The organism is Pantoea sp. Cr_R13 (assembly GCF_029222565.1).
GTDB classification, from domain to species: Bacteria; Pseudomonadota; Gammaproteobacteria; order Enterobacterales; family Enterobacteriaceae; genus Pantoea; species Pantoea eucalypti.
On record NZ_JARHXL010000003.1, the window covers coordinates 261,455 to 276,701 of the forward strand.

Here is a 15,247-nt window from a genome sequence, read left to right on the forward strand (position 1 = left end):
GGCGTCCCTCAGACTGCTGGCAAACCCAAATCAGGATGCATCTGGCAGCAATGAATTAGCTTAACGTGCAGGGAACACGGTCAAAGGAGGAAAGCGTCCCGCGCCATGGACAAAAACGCCGGGAGCGTTTTTGAACAACGCAACGCGTTGGCCCGTTTACGGGCGCCCCTCAGGGATGAGGGGCGTACTAAAAACGCCGGGAGCGTTTTGAACAACGCAACGCGTTGGCCCGTTTACGGGCGCCCCTCAGGGATGAGGGGCGTAATCGCGCGGGCCGAGCGAGCCATGGATGGCAGTTTTTGCGTCTTTGCGATCTGACCGTGTTTCCTGTGCAGGCTCAGTCTTACAGCAACCAGTCCAGACTTTGTCAGCAATCTCAGGGACGCTAACAAGCCCCTTTTTAATCCTGCGTCCAGCCCTTACGAATCGGCACGGCAAACAGCGCCCGATAGAGCGGGTTGATCACCGCCAGCATCCGCTCGCCATAGAACTGCCACGCCAGATGAGACGCCAGGCAACTCAGCAGACCCACCAGGAACCCACCCAGCATATCCATTGGCCAGTGAACGCCCAGGTAGACCCGCGACCAGGCGATAGCGCAACCCGCTATCATCAGCACTACGCCCGACCAGAGGCGATGCCAGAAGATAAAGGCCAGCGCAAAGGTGAAAATCGTGGTGCCGTGATCGCTGGGATAGGAGTCATCGGCGGCGTGGTGCAGGAACTGATAGCCGTAACCAATGGCAAAAGGGCGGGGATGCGGCAGCAGATGGCCGACACACCAGGAGATTGCCAGCGCATAAATCAGCGCCATACCGGTTTTCAGAACCAGCGCCCGTTGTGAAGAAACCTGATCGCGCGGTCCCCAGAGCCACATCGCCACAATTAACAGCGGCACAATGGCAATCAGGTCTTTGGCAATAAAGGTCGCGAGGTGTATTAACCAGGCGGGTGACGCCGGAGTGGCATTGATGGCAGTAAACAGTGAGTGGTTCAGCTCTTCCATTTCGGGATACATTCCTCAGCACAAATAGCTAATTTAACAGCGCACCATCCTGCTTTTTAAGACGCAATTCGTCTACGGAAAGGCTCTGAATCTGATAATGAGTTGCACAACTGTTTAAGTTTTATGACCGTTTCGGGTCTGTTTGTGGTGCTGGTGAGTGGCGCATGGAGGAAAAAAGGGCATAAAAAAACCCGCCGGGAAAAAGACCAGCGGGCTCCACAATTTGGGGATTTCAAAGAAAAGCAGTGGCACTTATTATGACTATCGCTTAACTATAAAGTTCTGGACGCAGGCAAAAAAATTTTATAAAGGCAAAATTGGCCAGATGATCACAATCAGCGTCCCCGCCAGCGTGAGCAAAACGTTGGCAATGGCATAGGTTCCGGCATACCCCAGCGCCGGAATATTGCTGCGTGCGGTATCACTGATAATTTCCATGGCCGGTGCACAGGTTCGCGCGCCCATGATGGCACCAAACAGCAAGGCGCGGTTCATCCGCAACACATAGGCACCAAACAGATAGCAGATGATCACCGGAATCAGGCTCACCAGAAGGCCGCAAAGGAGCATCAGGGCACCGTCACTGCTCAGGCCGTGATTAATGCCGCTGCCAGCGCTTAATCCCACTCCCGCCATAAACACCATCAGCCCGAACTCTTTCACCATCGTCAGCGCGCCCTGCGGAATATAACCAAAGGTCGGATGGTTGGCACGGAGGAAGCCGAGCATGATACCGGCGAACAGCAGACCCGCTGCGTTACCAATACCAAAACTGAAATTGCTGAACTGGAAAGTAATCAGGCCAATCATCAGACCCACGATAAAGAAGGCGCAGAAAGCTAAAAGATCGGTCATCTGACTGTGAATCGCGATGAAACCAATGCGATCTGCCACACTTTTGACCCGTCGTGCCTCACCGCTGACCTGCAGCACATCACCTTTGTTCAGCATAATGCTGTCATCAATCGGCATCTCAATCTGACTGCGTATTACCCGATTAAGGAAACAGCCGTGGTCGGTGAGGTTTAACTTACTGAGGCGCTTGTTTACCGCATTATGGTTCTTCACCACGATCTCTTCGGTAACGATGCGCATATCCAGCAGATCGCGGTCAAACACCTCTTTACCATTACGAAAGCTGGGGTCGAGCCGGGCATGGGCATCGGGATAGCCCACCAGTGAGATATCATCACCCAGTTGCAGCACCGCATCACCATCGGGACTGGCGAGGATACCGTTGCGGCGAATGCGCTCAATGTAACAACCGGTCTGACGATAGATGCCCAGTTCACGCAGGTTTTTGCCCCCGCTCCACGCCACCAGTTCCGCACCCACGCGATAGGCGCGAATGACGGGAAGAAAGACTTTGCGCTGGCTGTCCGCATCCAGACCGCGTTCGCGGGCAATTTGCTGGGCGCAGGTGGGCAGATCCTGATGTTGCAGACGGGGCAGGTAGCGTGCGCCAAAAATCAGACTCACCAGGCCAATCAGATAAGTCACGGCATAGCCGAGGCTCAGCTGATCCTGCATGAGAGCGAGCTGCTTTGGATCGGTGATGCTTTGCCGCAGGGTATCACCCGCGCCGACCAGTACCGGCGTTGAGGTCATCGAACCGGCCAGCATGCCAGCGGTGAGACCAATATCCCAGCCAAAGAGTTTGCCCAGCCCCAGCGCCAGCAGCAGTGCGCTGACCACCATGACGATGGCGAGCATGAAATAATTTTTGCCGTCGCGGAAGAAAATGGAAAAAAAGTTGGGGCCGGCTTCGACGCCGACACAAAAAATAAACAGCATAAAGCCCAGGCTCAATGCATCGGTATTGATCGTGAAGTGTTGCTGGCCTAATAAGAGCGAAACGACTAATACGCCAATCGAATTTCCCAGCTGAACTGAGCCAAGACGCAACTTACCCAGACAAAGGCCAAGCGCTAAAACGACAAATAATAACAAAATGTCATTTCCGCTTAACAATCCTGCGACGTTAATATTCACTGTTTAACTTCTTGTTTACATGTAAGCTATTGAAGAGTAGCCTGTTTTTCGTTATCGTGAGCAGGCCGTTGAGGTTCTGTTGTATCAACGCTGTAAATGGAACTTTTACCGCGGCGCTATTCTAATCACAATTATCTTTCTCAGCCATTGGCTGTTTTCATTCGTTGCCACAACGAACTGTTTCTTTTTATTTCCATCTGAACGCATCAGGGATATCAGCAGGTTATTGTCGGGGTTATTTTTAATCAGTGGGGTAGTATGCCGCAGCGCTCTTATCTCTGGACAACCCGCCTGTGCGGCGTGGTGTTGTATAGTCTGGTGTTTGTTTTTACCTGTCGTTTCTGGCAAGTCGGTCCCGGCCCGCTTCGTGGTCAGCCCGAATTACTGCTCTTTATGTTGCCCGGTATTGTGATGGCGTTGATGCAGGTGGAAAGCCCGCTAAAAAGCACGCTGCTGATGGGACTCTGGGGAACGTTACTGGCAGCACTGCTGTTAAACAACAGCCTGTTTATCTACAGCAGCGGATTCTTTTTAGTGGCCTGGAGCCTGAGCGCACTGTTCTGGGCAGGTTGCGGGGCATTGCTGGTGCGATTGATGCAGATTGTCATGGCGTCACTCAACTGAAGGGTGCCGTTTGATTTCCGACAGCCAGAGAGCAAAAAAGGCGAGGCAGAATTTTCTGCCTCGCCTTTTTCATTCCGGCCCTCTGCGCTTACGCGACAAATCCCAGATTCTCTTTAGTCCATGCAGCGAACTCGGTGTAGCCACCGATGTGTTTTTCGTCCACGAAAATCTGTGGGACGGTGCTGACCGGTTTACCGGCGCTGGCTTCCAGATCGGCTTTTGTAATGCCTTCTGCATTAATATCAACGTACTGGTAGCTAAAATCATCGCGCTCAGCGGTCAGTTTGTCGGCCAGTTCGTGGGCACGTACACAGTAAGGACAGCCCGGACGACCAAAAATAACAGCAATCATAAAGAACTCCTTGCAGCGACTATTATGTGATGTACATCACACAACGAAACAGAGAATGGGCACCATCATGCCCGCTCGTATCGCTTAAGGAAAGCAGGATTTGCCTGTTAGTCTGATGCCCGCACGCTATTGCCGCCCGTTCAGGAAGCATCTGAAACAGGGGCTTTTTCGCAGCTGCGGCCTGTATATCCCGCGCAATTTTTGGGTTGTTGACCATAATTGACGCTCAGTAAGCCGCTAAGGCAGGAGGATGTGATGCAGAGTGTAGCCAGATTACCCCGCTTTGTGGTGGTGATGGAGGCGGCAGGTGGCCTGTTGATTTTAGGCGCGCTGCTGCTGATCAACCACTGGCTTCCGCTACCCGACCTGGCTGACGTGAAAACGCTGGCCACTGTGCTGTTCATCGCCGGCGTGGTTCTGATGCTGCCTGCTGCCTGGCTGTTAATGTGGCGCACCGCGAAAGCGATAGCACCACAGCTGTTTAATCAGATTGATAAAAAAAGATAATTTTGCTGGAGACTTTATGACACCGACCATTGATTTACTGTGCAGCCACCGTTCGATCCGCGCCTTTACTGACCAGCCGGTCAGCGAAGAGCAGCGTGAAGCGATTATTAATTCGGCGCAATCGGCGTCCACATCCAGCTTTTTACAGTGCTCTTCTATTATCCGTATCACCGAAAAAGCGCTGCGTGACAAGCTGGTAACGCTGACCGGCGGGCAGACGTGGGTCGCAGATGCGCCTGAGTTCTGGATTTTCTGCGCGGACTTTAATCGTCACCTGCAGATTTGCCCGGATGCACAACTGGGCCGTGCCGAGCAGTTGCTGCTGGGCTGTGTCGACACCGCGCTGATGGGGCAGAATGCCATGGTCGCAGCGGAATCCCTGGATCTGGGCGGCGTCTTTATCGGCGGGATTCGTAACAGCATTGCAGAAGTAACTGAACTGCTGGGCCTGCCGAAGTTTGTGCTGCCGCTGTTTGGTTTCTGCCTGGGTCATCCGGAATCGAAGCCGGACGTTAAACCGCGTATGCCACATGCGATGCTGGTACATGAGAATCGCTATCAGCCTCTGGATCCGGCGGTGCTGGCAGAATACGATAGCCGTACAGAACTCTATTATCAGCAGCGCGACAGTAACCAGCGTAGTGAAACCTGGAGCGAGCTAATCCAGCGGCTGATCATTAAAGAGACGCGTCCGTTTATGCTCGATTATCTGCATCAACAGGGCTGGGCCACGCGTTAATTCAGAAAGGGAGAGCAGCGATGAAGATAGCCATCCTGTCACGTGACGAAACGCTCTATTCCAGCCGACGATTGCGTGATGAGGCCGCTGCGCGCGACCACGAAGTACAGGTCATCGATCCGCTCTCCTGCTATATGAATATCAATCCTGCCTCGCCAGCGGTTCACTATTGTGGTGAACCGCTGGGTCATTTCGATGCCGTTATCCCGCGCATTGGTAACGCCATCACTTTTTATGGCGCGGCGGTACTGCGGCAGTTTGAAATGTGTGGCAGCTATCCGCTGAATGAGTCCGCCGCCATTACCCGCACCCGTGACAAATTGCGCTCGCTGCAGCTGCTGGCACGAGAAGGCATCGATATGCCGGTGACCGGCTTTGCTTCTTCGCCCGATGATACCGATGATTTGATTGCCATGGTGGGCGGCGCACCGCTGGTGGTCAAGCTGGTAGAAGGAACCCAGGGCATTGGTGTCGTGCTGGCCGAAACACGTCAGGCGGCAGAGAGTGTTATTGATGCCTTTCGCGGCCTGAATGCTCATATTCTGGTGCAGGAGTTTATTAAAGAAGCGCAGGGACGTGACATTCGCTGTCTGGTGATCGGCAATCAGGTCGTGGCCGCGATTGAGCGTGTCGCGAAAGAGGGCGATTTCCGCTCCAACCTGCATCGTGGTGGCAAAGCGTATCCCGTCGAGATCACCTCACAGGAGCGGCAGATGGCCGTGAAAGCGGCAGCCACGCTGGGACTGGAAGTGGCGGGTGTCGATATTCTGCGCGCTCATCGTGGCCCACTGGTGATGGAAGTTAACGCCTCGCCAGGTCTGGAGGGCATCGAAACCAGCAACGACCTTAACATCGCCGCGTTAATGATCCAGCGGATCGAGCAGCAGGCTATCCCCGGGCTCCGTCCTAAAACCGCTGGCTGACGCGCGCTTTTCAGCAGTTTTCGTGGCATCGCCGCGCATTTTTCCGTAAGCTAAGTCGCCTGTTTATCACCCCACTGGGATTTTACGATGGATTCTCTTGTCGTTCCGGATATCGACCTGCTGCGTCGCTGGCTGGATCAGCAAAATATCACCTGGTTCGAATGCGATGCCTGTCAGGCACTTCATCTGCCGCACATGCAAAACTTTGATGGGGTGTTTGACGCCAAAATCGATCTGGTCGACAACGTCATTCTGTTTTCGGCGCTGGCTGAAGTGAAGCCAACGGCGCTGATTCCGCTGGTCGGCGATTTGTCGCAAATCAATGCCAGTTCACTGACGGTGAAAGCATTTATCGACATTCAGGATGATAATCTGCCGAAGCTCATTGTCTGTCAGTCAATGACCACCACGGCAGGATTAACGTTTGGTCAGTTCTCACACTTTATGAAGCAGAGTGAAGAGCAGATCTCCATGGTCATTCTGGAAGCCTTTGCCAACAATTTGCTGATTGTGGGCGAAGAAGAAGAGCACGTTCCGGTGACCAGCGTCCATTCTGTGCTGCACTAAGCCCGACAGGGTCGCCCACTAAGCCGTCCCTGAGACGGCTTTTTTATGCCCGCTATCCGCCGCCGCCTTTTTTTATTCTGCACTTTGCCCTTTAACGCCAGATATTTGTCGTGGTTTATGCCATCAAAGCCGAACCTCATAGCTTAAACATGCATAAAATATCGGTTTCAGGCGTTTTTTACGCTGAGGTCTGGTACAGCATGACGGGTGGGGCTATGCTTGCGGGGCTGTAACAGGCGCGTAACTGCGTCTCAGCTATAGGTTTTTGCTATTAAACTCCCGCTGAATAATGATTCATTGTGTCACTGACGTTTTGTCCGGAACGCAATGCAGGGATCTCTGATTTGCAGCGTTGTAATGACCCGCTCAGGAGGATGGAAAAATATGTTCAACTCACGTCAGAAATGGCTGTCAGCTGTGGTAGCTGCTGCGCTGATGGCCGCGTCGGCCAGCAGCATGGCGGAAGATAAAACGCTGCACGTCTACAACTGGTCCGATTATATTTCGCCAGATACCGTGCCGAACTTTGAAAAGCAGTCCGGCATCAAAGTGGTCTACGATGTGTTTGACTCCAACGAAGTGCTGGAAGGCAAACTGATGGCGGGCAGTACCGGCTACGATGTTGTGGTGCCATCTTCCAGTTTCCTGGCGCGTCAGCTGCAGTCCGGGGTATTCCAGCCGCTGGATAAGAGCAAACTGCCTAACTACAAAAACCTCGATCCGGCACTGATGGAAAAAGTGGCGCAACACGATCCGGGTAACAAATATGCCATTCCTTATCTGTGGGGCACCACGGGTATTGGCTATAACATCGATAAAGTTAAAGCCGCACTGGGCGCCGATGCGCCAGTCAACAGCTGGGATCTGGTGCTGAAGCCAGAAAACCTGGAGAAACTGAAAAGCTGTGGCGTTTCCTTCCTGGATGCACCAGAAGAGATTTTTGCCACGGTACTGAACTATCTGGGCAAAGATCCGAATTCCTCTGATGCTAAAGAGTATTCCGGCGCGGCCACTGACCTGCTGCTGAAACTGCGTCCGAATATCCGCTACTTCCATTCGTCGCAGTACATCAACGATCTGGCTAACGGTAACATCTGTGTCGCCATCGGCTGGTCGGGCGATATTCTGCAGGCGAAAAACCGTGCTGATGCCGCGAAAAACGGCGTGCACCTGGGCTACAGCGTACCGAAAGAGGGCGCACTGGCCTTCTTCGATATGATGGCGATCCCGAAAGATGCGAAAAATCTCGACGGTGCTTACGCCTGGCTGAACTACATCATGGATCCGAAAGTGATCGCCGATGTCTCTAACAAAATGAACTACGCCAACGGCAACAAAGCGTCGCTGCCGCTGATCAATGCTGATGTCCGTAACAATCCAGGTATCTTCCCGACACCTGAAGCGATGTCGAAATTGTTCGTGCTGAAAGTCCAGGATCCGAAACTGGATCGTGTGCGTACGCGTGCATGGACTAAAGTAAAAAGTGGTAAGTAGTTCGTCCTTAACGGATTGACCTGTCACGCATCAGCAACAGAGGCGCAATCCCGGCCTCTGTTGTGCCATTTTTAGCGGCAAATTTTGCCGCAATGTTCCGCCTGGCTCCGGAGAGAACCCTTTGTGAACGATGCCATTCCCCGTCCTCAAAATAAAACCGCAAAAGCGTTAACGCCGCTGCTGGAAATTCGCAATCTGACCAAATCCTTTGACGGCCAGCATGCCGTTGATGATGTCAGCCTGACTATCTATAAAGGTGAGATCTTTGCCCTGCTGGGCGCATCGGGCTGTGGCAAATCCACGCTGCTGCGCATGCTGGCCGGTTTTGAGCCGCCTACCAGCGGCCAGATTGTGCTGGATGGACAGGATCTGTCGCACGTTGCTCCCTATCAGCGCCCGATTAACATGATGTTCCAGTCCTACGCGCTGTTTCCACACATGACGGTGGAGCAGAATATCGCCTTTGGCCTGAAGCAGGACCGGCTGCCGAAAGGGGAGATAACCAGTCGGGTGGCCGAAATGCTGGCGCTGGTGCACATGCAGGAGTTTGCGAAACGCAAACCGCATCAGCTCTCTGGTGGTCAGCGTCAGCGCGTGGCACTGGCCCGCAGCCTGGCGAAACGCCCAAAACTGCTGCTGCTGGATGAGCCAATGGGCGCTCTGGACAAGAAACTGCGCGACAGAATGCAGCTGGAAGTGGTCGATATTCTGGAGCGCGTTGGCGCGACCTGCGTGATGGTGACGCACGACCAGGAAGAGGCGATGACCATGGCGGGGCGCATTGCGATTATGAATCGCGGTAAATTTGTGCAGATCGGCGAGCCGGAAGAGATCTATGAGCATCCGACCAGCCGTTACAGCGCGGAGTTTATCGGTTCGGTTAACGTCTTCGAAGGGTTACTGCGTGAACGTCAGGCGGATGGCCTGGTGATCGACAGTCCCGGCCTGATGCATCCGCTGAAAGTCGATTCCGATGTCTCGGTGGTCGATAACGTGCCGGTGCATGTTGCGCTGCGTCCTGAAAAAGTCATGCTGTGCGATGAAGTACCCGCCGATGGCTATAACTTTGCGGTGGGAGAAGTGGTTCACATCGCTTATCTCGGCGACCTCTCTATTTTCCATGTCCGTCTGCACAGTGGACAGATGATTAGCGCACAGTTGCAAAACGCGCATCGCTACCGCAAAGGGTTGCCAACCTGGGGTGATGAAGTCCGCCTCTGCTGGGAAAGCGACAGCTGCGTGGTGTTGACGGTTTAAGGAGCGGCTATGAGCCAGATTTTCCAACGCGCCAAAGCGCCTGCCCGACTGGTGGGCACGCCGCTGCAACGCTGGGCCACGCGGGTAAAAATGCAGCATGGCCGCAAGCTGGTGATCGCACTGCCTTATGTCTGGCTGGTGCTGTTATTCCTGCTGCCGTTTCTGACGGTGCTGAAGATCAGCTTCGCAGACATAGCGCGAGCGATTCCCCCTTACACCGAGCTGGTGAGCTGGGCAGATGACCAGTTCAGCATTGTGCTCAATTTCGGCAACTACCTGACGCTGACTGACGATCCGCTCTACATCGACGCCTATCTGCAGTCATTGAAAGTAGCGGCGATCTCCACGGTCATCTGTCTGCTGATTGGCTATCCACTCGCCTGGGCCGTGGCGCACAGCAAGCCGTCGATGCGCACCATTCTGTTGCTGCTGGTCATTCTGCCGTCGTGGACCTCGTTTCTGGTTCGCGTCTACGCCTGGATGGGCTTGCTGAACAACAACGGCATTCTGAACCGCTTCCTGCTGTGGCTGGGCGTAATCGATCATCCGCTGGTGATCCTCTACACCAATACCGCGGTCTATATCGGTATCGTCTACTGCTATCTGCCGTTTATGGTGCTGCCGATCTACACCGCGCTGACCCGTATCGACTACTCGCTGGTGGAAGCCTCACTGGACCTGGGTGCGCGTCCGCTGAAGACCTTTTTCAGCGTGATTGTGCCGCTGACTAAAGGCGGCATCATCGCCGGATCGATGCTGGTCTTTATCCCGGCGGTAGGGGAGTACGTGATTCCTGAACTGCTGGGCGGCCCGGACAGCATCATGATTGGCCGTATCCTGTGGCAGGAGTTCTTTAACAACCGCGACTGGCCGGTGGCTTCCGCGCTGGCGGTGATCATTCTGCTGATCCTGATTCTGCCGATCATCTGGTTCCATAAGCATCAAAACCGTGAAATGGGAGAGAAGGCATGAATAATTTGCCAACTATTCGCTCGCCATGGCGTACCGCTATTCTGGCCTGCTGCTTCCTGTTCCTTTATGCCCCGATGCTGCTGCTGGTGGTTTACTCCTTCAACAGCTCACCGCTGGTGACGGTGTGGGACAGCTTCTCATTCCACTGGTACAGGGTGTTGTTCCAGGACAGCGCGATGATCGACGCGGTGGTGCTGAGTCTGAGCATCGCCGGACTTTCTGCCACGATGGCTGTGGTGTTGGGCACGCTGGCAGCAGTGATTATCGTTCGCTTTGGTCGCTTCCGTGGACACAACGGTTTTGCGTTTATGCTGACCGCGCCGTTGGTGATGCCCGATGTGATCACCGGGTTGTCACTGCTGCTGCTGTTCGTCGCAATGGGTAACGCGTTTGGCTGGCCGAGCGAACGCGGCATGCTGACCATCTGGCTGGCACACGTCACCTTCTGTACCGCTTATGTGGCGGTGGTGATTAACTCGCGTCTGCGTGAGCTGGACCGCTCAATTGAAGAGGCGGCGATGGATTTAGGTGCCACGCCACTGAAGGTCTTTTTCGTGATTACCGTGCCAATGATTGCGCCGGCGATTGTCACCGGCTGGCTGCTGGCGTTTACCCTGTCGCTCGACGATCTGGTGATTGCCAGCTTCGTGACCGGACCGGGCGCGACGACATTGCCGATGGCGATTTTCGCCACCGTACGACGCGGCGTTAACCCGGAAATCAATGCGCTGGCTTCATTGATCCTGTTTGTGGTCGGTTTAGTCGGTTTTATCGCCTGGCGATTGATGGCGCACGAAGAAAAACAGCGTTTAAGCGATATTCAGAAAGCTAAACGTGGCTGAAATCCCTGAGTTTTGCCACTATATAAACGGGCCGGTTTAACCGGCCCGTTTTTCGATCAGGTGGAGTCACGGACTATGTCAGAAATCTTCAAAAGCAGCGCTACGCTCTCAGGCGCACCGGTTCCGGTGACGGTTGCGGGCATTGCTATTATCGCGACCCGCTGCCTGAGCGTTCTGATGCTGGCAAACGAGCTGGGTTACAGCGAACTCGCCAACTTTGTGCACCGCAGCGCCCAGTCCTGGGACTCTACACTCATCTTTATCGCCAGCCAGCTGATCTTCCTGTTCGAACTGCGCTGCGCCTTTATTCTAATGCGCGGCAGTAACCGTGGACGCTGGGGCTATGTGGCGACACAGGTGATTGTGCTGATCTACATGCTGTTCGCCTCGCTGGGGGGGATCTACCCGGAAATTTTCAGCATTGATGGCGACAATAATGTCCAGATTATCCACCACACGCTGTCGCAGAAAATCCCCGACCTGCTGGTGCTGATGCTGCTGTTTCTGCCTGCCAGCAGCCGCGCTTTTTTCAGGAAGCGATGATACAATCGCGCTCCGCCCGACCTCATCGTTAAGGCTTTACCATGCACTGCGCGCTTTATGACGCTAATCGTTGCCGCTCCTGTCAGTGGCTGGAAAAACCCTATCCCATTCAGCTGAGCGACAAGCAGTCGATGCTGGAGCAGTTACTGGCTGAGCAGCCGGTTACAGCCTGGCTGCCGCCGGTAACCTCACCACAACAGGCATTCCGTAACAAAGCCAAAATGGTGGTCAGCGGCAATGTTGAGCGTCCGGTGCTGGGTATTATCCATCGTGATGGCGAGGCTGTCGATCTGTGCGACTGTCCGCTCTATCCCGCCAGCTTCCAGCCGGTGTTTACGGCACTGAAGCCCTTTATTGCCCGTGCCGGGCTGACGCCTTATAACGTGGCACGTAAACGCGGCGAACTGAAATTCCTGCTGATCACTGAGAGCCAGCAGGGCGGCATCATGCTCCGTTTTGTCCTGCGTTCAACCGCTAAACTGGAACAGCTGCGCGCGGCATTGCCCTGGCTGCAACAGCAGTTACCGCAACTGGCGGTGATCTCTGCCAATATTCAGCCGGTGCATATGGCGATTCTGGAAGGGGATGAGGAGATTGCGCTGACGCCCGCACAGTCGCTGGCAGAGAACTTCAACGGCGTGCCGCTGTGGATCCGCCCGCAGAGCTTCTTTCAGACCAACCCGCAGGTTGCCAGTGCACTCTATGCTACCGCACGCGACTGGGTGCGTGCGCTGCCGGTTAACAGTATGTGGGATCTCTTCTGTGGCGTAGGCGGTTTTGGCCTGCACTGCGCGACACCAGAGATGGAACTGACCGGCATTGAGATTAGCGCTGAGGCGATTAAATGCGCCCAACGTTCCGCTGAGATGCTGGGGCTGGAGAAAGTGCAGTTTGCGGCGCTGGACTCTACGTCGTTTGCGACCGGACGCGATGCAGTACCGCAACTGGTGCTGGTGAATCCGCCGCGTCGTGGGATTGGAGAGGCGTTGTGTGATTATCTCAGCCAGATGGCCCCGGATTATCTGCTCTATTCAAGCTGTAATCCGCAGACCATGGCGCAGGACATTGCCCGGCTGAGCGCGTATGAGGTCACGAAGGTTCAGCTGTTTGATATGTTCCCTCACACCGCCCATTTTGAAGTGCTGACGCTGTTAACCCGCCGTCACCACTGAGTCCGGTGAAATTCCCGGCATTACTCCGGGAACCACTTCTGATTAAGCTGCTGCCAGCTGCCGTTGGCTTTCAGTTCGGTCAGCGCCTGATTGAACTTATCGCGCAGCGCGGTATTGCCTTTCCGCACCGCAATGCCGAGGCCGGTGCCAAAGTAGTCTGCATCCGTCACATGTTCACCGACCGTAGCGAGATCGGGATTGGTTTTCAGCCACTGATTCACCACCGCGCTGTCGCCAAACACGCCATCCAGTCGGCCATTCTTCATATCCAGAATCGCATTCTGATAGCTGTCATACGCCACAACTTTCACTTCCGGATGCTTATCCTGCAGGAACTTCTGGTGAGTGGTGCCGTTTTCAACGCCGATGCGTTTGTCTTTCAGATCGCTGAAGCTGCTGAACTTGCCCTTCTGCGCGATCACAATGGCGGAGTTAGCGTAATAAGGCTGGGTAAAATCGACCTGCTTGCTACGTTCAGCGGTGATATCCATGCCGGAAATGACCGCGTCATAGCGGCGAAACTTCAGTGACGGAATCAGGCTGTCGAAGGCGTTGTTGGTAAAAGTGCACTCTGCTTTCATCTGCTGACACAGCGCTTTGGCCAGATCGATATCAAACCCCACCAGATTATTTTCCCGATCCAGCGTTTCAAACGGTGGATAGGTTGCTGAGGCGGCGAAGCGGATCTTTTCCGCGGCCTGCGCGTTGATCGTAAGCGTTGCCAGCGCAGCGGCAATAATCCATTTTTTCATTTTATGATTCCTGTGATGTGGTCAGCCAGAGAGGGCAATACCCTGCCATAAAATGAATTTTTATGCAATTAGGGTGATTTTTCAGGCGGAAGGGGCGAGAGGCCTCGCCCGGAATTCAGTTACGCCGCTCAAATGCCAGCGCGCGTCTTTCGATCAGTCGCATCATCAGCGTCAGTAAACCGTTAACGCAGAGATAAATCAGACCTGCCGCGGCATAGACTGTGATGTCGTAGGTACGGCCATAGAGCAACTGGCCGTGGCCCATGACTTCCATCAGAGTGATGGTGTAGGCCAGCGAGGTGCCTTTAAACACCAGCACCACTTCATTGGAGTAAGAGGAGAGGGCGCGTTTAAATGCATAGGGCAGCAGGATACGCAGGGTGTCTTTGCGACCCATGCCAAGTGCCGCGCACGATTGCCACTGTCCGGAAGGAATCGCCCGTACCGCACCGTAAAACAGTTGCGTAGTGTAAGCCGCGCTGTTCAGGGACAGCGCCAGCATCGCGCACAGCCACGGCTGCGACAGGAGATGCCACAGCCAGGGGATCTGCTGGATCGACGGAAACTGTCCCGGACCGTAGTAGATCAGGAAGATCTGTACCAGCAGCGGCGTGCCGGTAAACAGTGTGATAAAGCCCTTCACCAGCGGATTAACCACCGGCGTTTTCAGCGACAGCACCACGGTGAAGATCAGAGCAAGCAGCAGCGCCACCACCAGCGAGGCCGCCGTCAGCGTCAGGCTGGTGTGCAGCCCTTTCAGAAGTTCAGGCAGATAGGCCAGCATCAGCTGTTCCCCCGTTCAAAGCGGGTCGTGCGCAGTTCAATGCGGCGTAACACCGCCTGGCTGAACAGCGTAATCACCAGGTAGATCGCGGCCGCCACCAGGAACCAGGTAAAGGGCTCCTGCGTTCGGGTGGCAATACTTTTAGTTTGCAGCATCAGATCGTTGACGCTGATCAGCGAGACCAGTGCGGTATCTTTTAGCAGCACCAGCCACTGATTGCCCAGACCGGGCAGGGCGTGACGCCACATCTGGGGCATAATCAGCCGCAGAAATATGGCCGATTTTTTCATGCCCAGCGCCTGTCCCGATTCCCACTGACCGACAGGCACCGCTTTGAGTGCGCCACGCAGCGTCTGTGAGGCGTAGGCGGCATAGAGCATCGCCAGCGCAATCACACCACACAGGAAAGGACTGACATCAAAGTTCTCAATCTGCATCTGAACCGGCAGCGTAAACAGTCCGAAGTTCAGCGTGAAACCATCAGAGAGAGTGAGCAGCAGCTGTGATGCGCCAAAATAGATAAACAGCACCACCAGAATTTCCGGCAGGCCACGGATCAGCGTCACCAGGCCGGTGCCAATCCACGCCAGTGGTCTCAGGCGCAGTGACTCCCAGCCAGCGAAAATCATCGCCAGCACCAGGCCAGCGATGAGAGCACAAACAGCAAGGCCGACGGTCATCCCGGCGGCGCTTGCGAGGGTCATCATTTCATTCATCGGAG

At 54.6% G+C, this 15,247-nt stretch carries 17 protein-coding genes; 11 read left to right on the top strand and 6 right to left on the bottom strand.

Going from position 1 to position 15,247, the window contains the following annotated elements; translation table 11 throughout:
* Positions 1–400 precede the first annotated feature (400 nt).
* Together ybjG and P2R09_RS02340 are read right to left on the bottom strand one after the other, a co-directional pair.
* Positions 401–1,006, bottom strand: coding sequence for an undecaprenyl-diphosphate phosphatase (gene ybjG, locus P2R09_RS02335; protein ID WP_039661079.1), 606 nt, complete (start codon positions 1,004–1,006; stop codon positions 401–403).
* A 303-nt stretch (positions 1,007–1,309) separates the two neighbouring features.
* Entirely contained in the window at positions 1,310–2,998 is a 1,689-nt protein-coding gene (locus P2R09_RS02340; protein ID WP_090962679.1) for an aspartate:alanine antiporter, read from the bottom strand.
* Between the two features lie 258 nt (positions 2,999–3,256).
* On the opposite strand from P2R09_RS02340, the gene ybjM reads away from it, so the two are divergent.
* The gene (gene ybjM / locus P2R09_RS02345) at positions 3,257–3,622 is read left to right on the top strand and encodes an inner membrane protein YbjM (RefSeq protein WP_275766767.1); all 366 of its coding nucleotides are present in this window, start codon (positions 3,257–3,259) and stop codon (positions 3,620–3,622) included.
* A gap of 88 nt (positions 3,623–3,710) precedes the next feature.
* On the opposite strand, the gene P2R09_RS02350 is transcribed toward ybjM, so the two are convergent.
* Complete coding sequence (locus tag P2R09_RS02350; RefSeq protein ID WP_003849263.1) at positions 3,711–3,974, bottom strand: GrxA family glutaredoxin; 264 nt, start codon at positions 3,972–3,974, stop codon at positions 3,711–3,713.
* A 255-nt stretch (positions 3,975–4,229) separates the two neighbouring features.
* Between P2R09_RS02350 and P2R09_RS02355 the strand changes: the two genes are divergently transcribed.
* From P2R09_RS02355 to rlmC, 10 genes are all read left to right on the top strand, one after another.
* Positions 4,230–4,481, top strand: coding sequence for a DUF1418 family protein (locus P2R09_RS02355; RefSeq protein ID WP_275766770.1), 252 nt, complete (start codon positions 4,230–4,232; stop codon positions 4,479–4,481).
* A gap of 16 nt (positions 4,482–4,497) precedes the next feature.
* Positions 4,498–5,220 carry an oxygen-insensitive NADPH nitroreductase gene (gene nfsA, locus P2R09_RS02360; RefSeq protein WP_275766772.1) on the top strand — a complete coding sequence of 241 codons (723 nt, stop codon included), beginning with the start codon at positions 4,498–4,500 and terminating at the stop codon, positions 5,218–5,220.
* Between the two features lie 20 nt (positions 5,221–5,240).
* On the top strand, positions 5,241–6,143 hold the full coding sequence (gene rimK, locus P2R09_RS02365) for a 30S ribosomal protein S6--L-glutamate ligase (protein WP_275766774.1): 903 nt from the start codon (positions 5,241–5,243) through the stop codon (positions 6,141–6,143).
* An 87-nt stretch (positions 6,144–6,230) separates the two neighbouring features.
* On the top strand, positions 6,231–6,710 hold the full coding sequence (locus P2R09_RS02370) for a YbjN domain-containing protein (RefSeq protein ID WP_003849273.1): 480 nt from the start codon (positions 6,231–6,233) through the stop codon (positions 6,708–6,710).
* A gap of 384 nt (positions 6,711–7,094) precedes the next feature.
* Complete coding sequence (gene potF, locus P2R09_RS02375) at positions 7,095–8,204, top strand: spermidine/putrescine ABC transporter substrate-binding protein PotF (RefSeq protein WP_003849278.1); 1,110 nt, start codon at positions 7,095–7,097, stop codon at positions 8,202–8,204.
* Positions 8,205–8,327: 123 nt separating this feature from the next.
* Complete coding sequence (potG, locus tag P2R09_RS02380) at positions 8,328–9,461, top strand: putrescine ABC transporter ATP-binding subunit PotG (protein WP_275766778.1); 1,134 nt, start codon at positions 8,328–8,330, stop codon at positions 9,459–9,461.
* Positions 9,462–9,470: 9 nt separating this feature from the next.
* Complete coding sequence (gene potH, locus P2R09_RS02385; RefSeq protein WP_003849283.1) at positions 9,471–10,433, top strand: putrescine ABC transporter permease PotH; 963 nt, start codon at positions 9,471–9,473, stop codon at positions 10,431–10,433.
* Positions 10,430–11,275 carry a putrescine ABC transporter permease PotI gene (gene potI, locus P2R09_RS02390; protein WP_275766781.1) on the top strand — a complete coding sequence of 282 codons (846 nt, stop codon included), beginning with the start codon at positions 10,430–10,432 and terminating at the stop codon, positions 11,273–11,275. Before potH ends, potI begins: the two co-directional genes overlap by 4 nt.
* Before the next feature lie 75 nt (positions 11,276–11,350).
* Complete coding sequence (locus P2R09_RS02395; protein ID WP_275766784.1) at positions 11,351–11,818, top strand: YbjO family protein; 468 nt, start codon at positions 11,351–11,353, stop codon at positions 11,816–11,818.
* Positions 11,819–11,859: 41 nt separating this feature from the next.
* The gene (rlmC, locus tag P2R09_RS02400) at positions 11,860–12,990 is read left to right on the top strand and encodes a 23S rRNA (uracil(747)-C(5))-methyltransferase RlmC (protein ID WP_275766786.1); all 1,131 of its coding nucleotides are present in this window, start codon (positions 11,860–11,862) and stop codon (positions 12,988–12,990) included.
* A 20-nt stretch (positions 12,991–13,010) separates the two neighbouring features.
* On the opposite strand, the gene artJ is transcribed toward rlmC, so the two are convergent.
* The 3 genes from artJ to artQ all read right to left on the bottom strand — a co-directional run bounded on the left by artJ (position 13,011) and on the right by artQ (position 15,242).
* Entirely contained in the window at positions 13,011–13,742 is a 732-nt protein-coding gene (artJ, locus tag P2R09_RS02405; protein ID WP_275766789.1) for an arginine ABC transporter substrate-binding protein, read from the bottom strand.
* Positions 13,743–13,857: 115 nt separating this feature from the next.
* Positions 13,858–14,526 (bottom strand): arginine ABC transporter permease ArtM, encoded by a 669-nt coding sequence (artM, locus tag P2R09_RS02410; RefSeq protein ID WP_275766792.1) that lies wholly within the window; start codon positions 14,524–14,526, stop codon positions 13,858–13,860.
* Positions 14,526–15,242 (bottom strand): arginine ABC transporter permease ArtQ, encoded by a 717-nt coding sequence (artQ, locus tag P2R09_RS02415; RefSeq protein WP_003849293.1) that lies wholly within the window; start codon positions 15,240–15,242, stop codon positions 14,526–14,528. Before artQ ends, artM begins: the two co-directional genes overlap by 1 nt.
* Positions 15,243–15,247 lie beyond the last annotated feature (5 nt).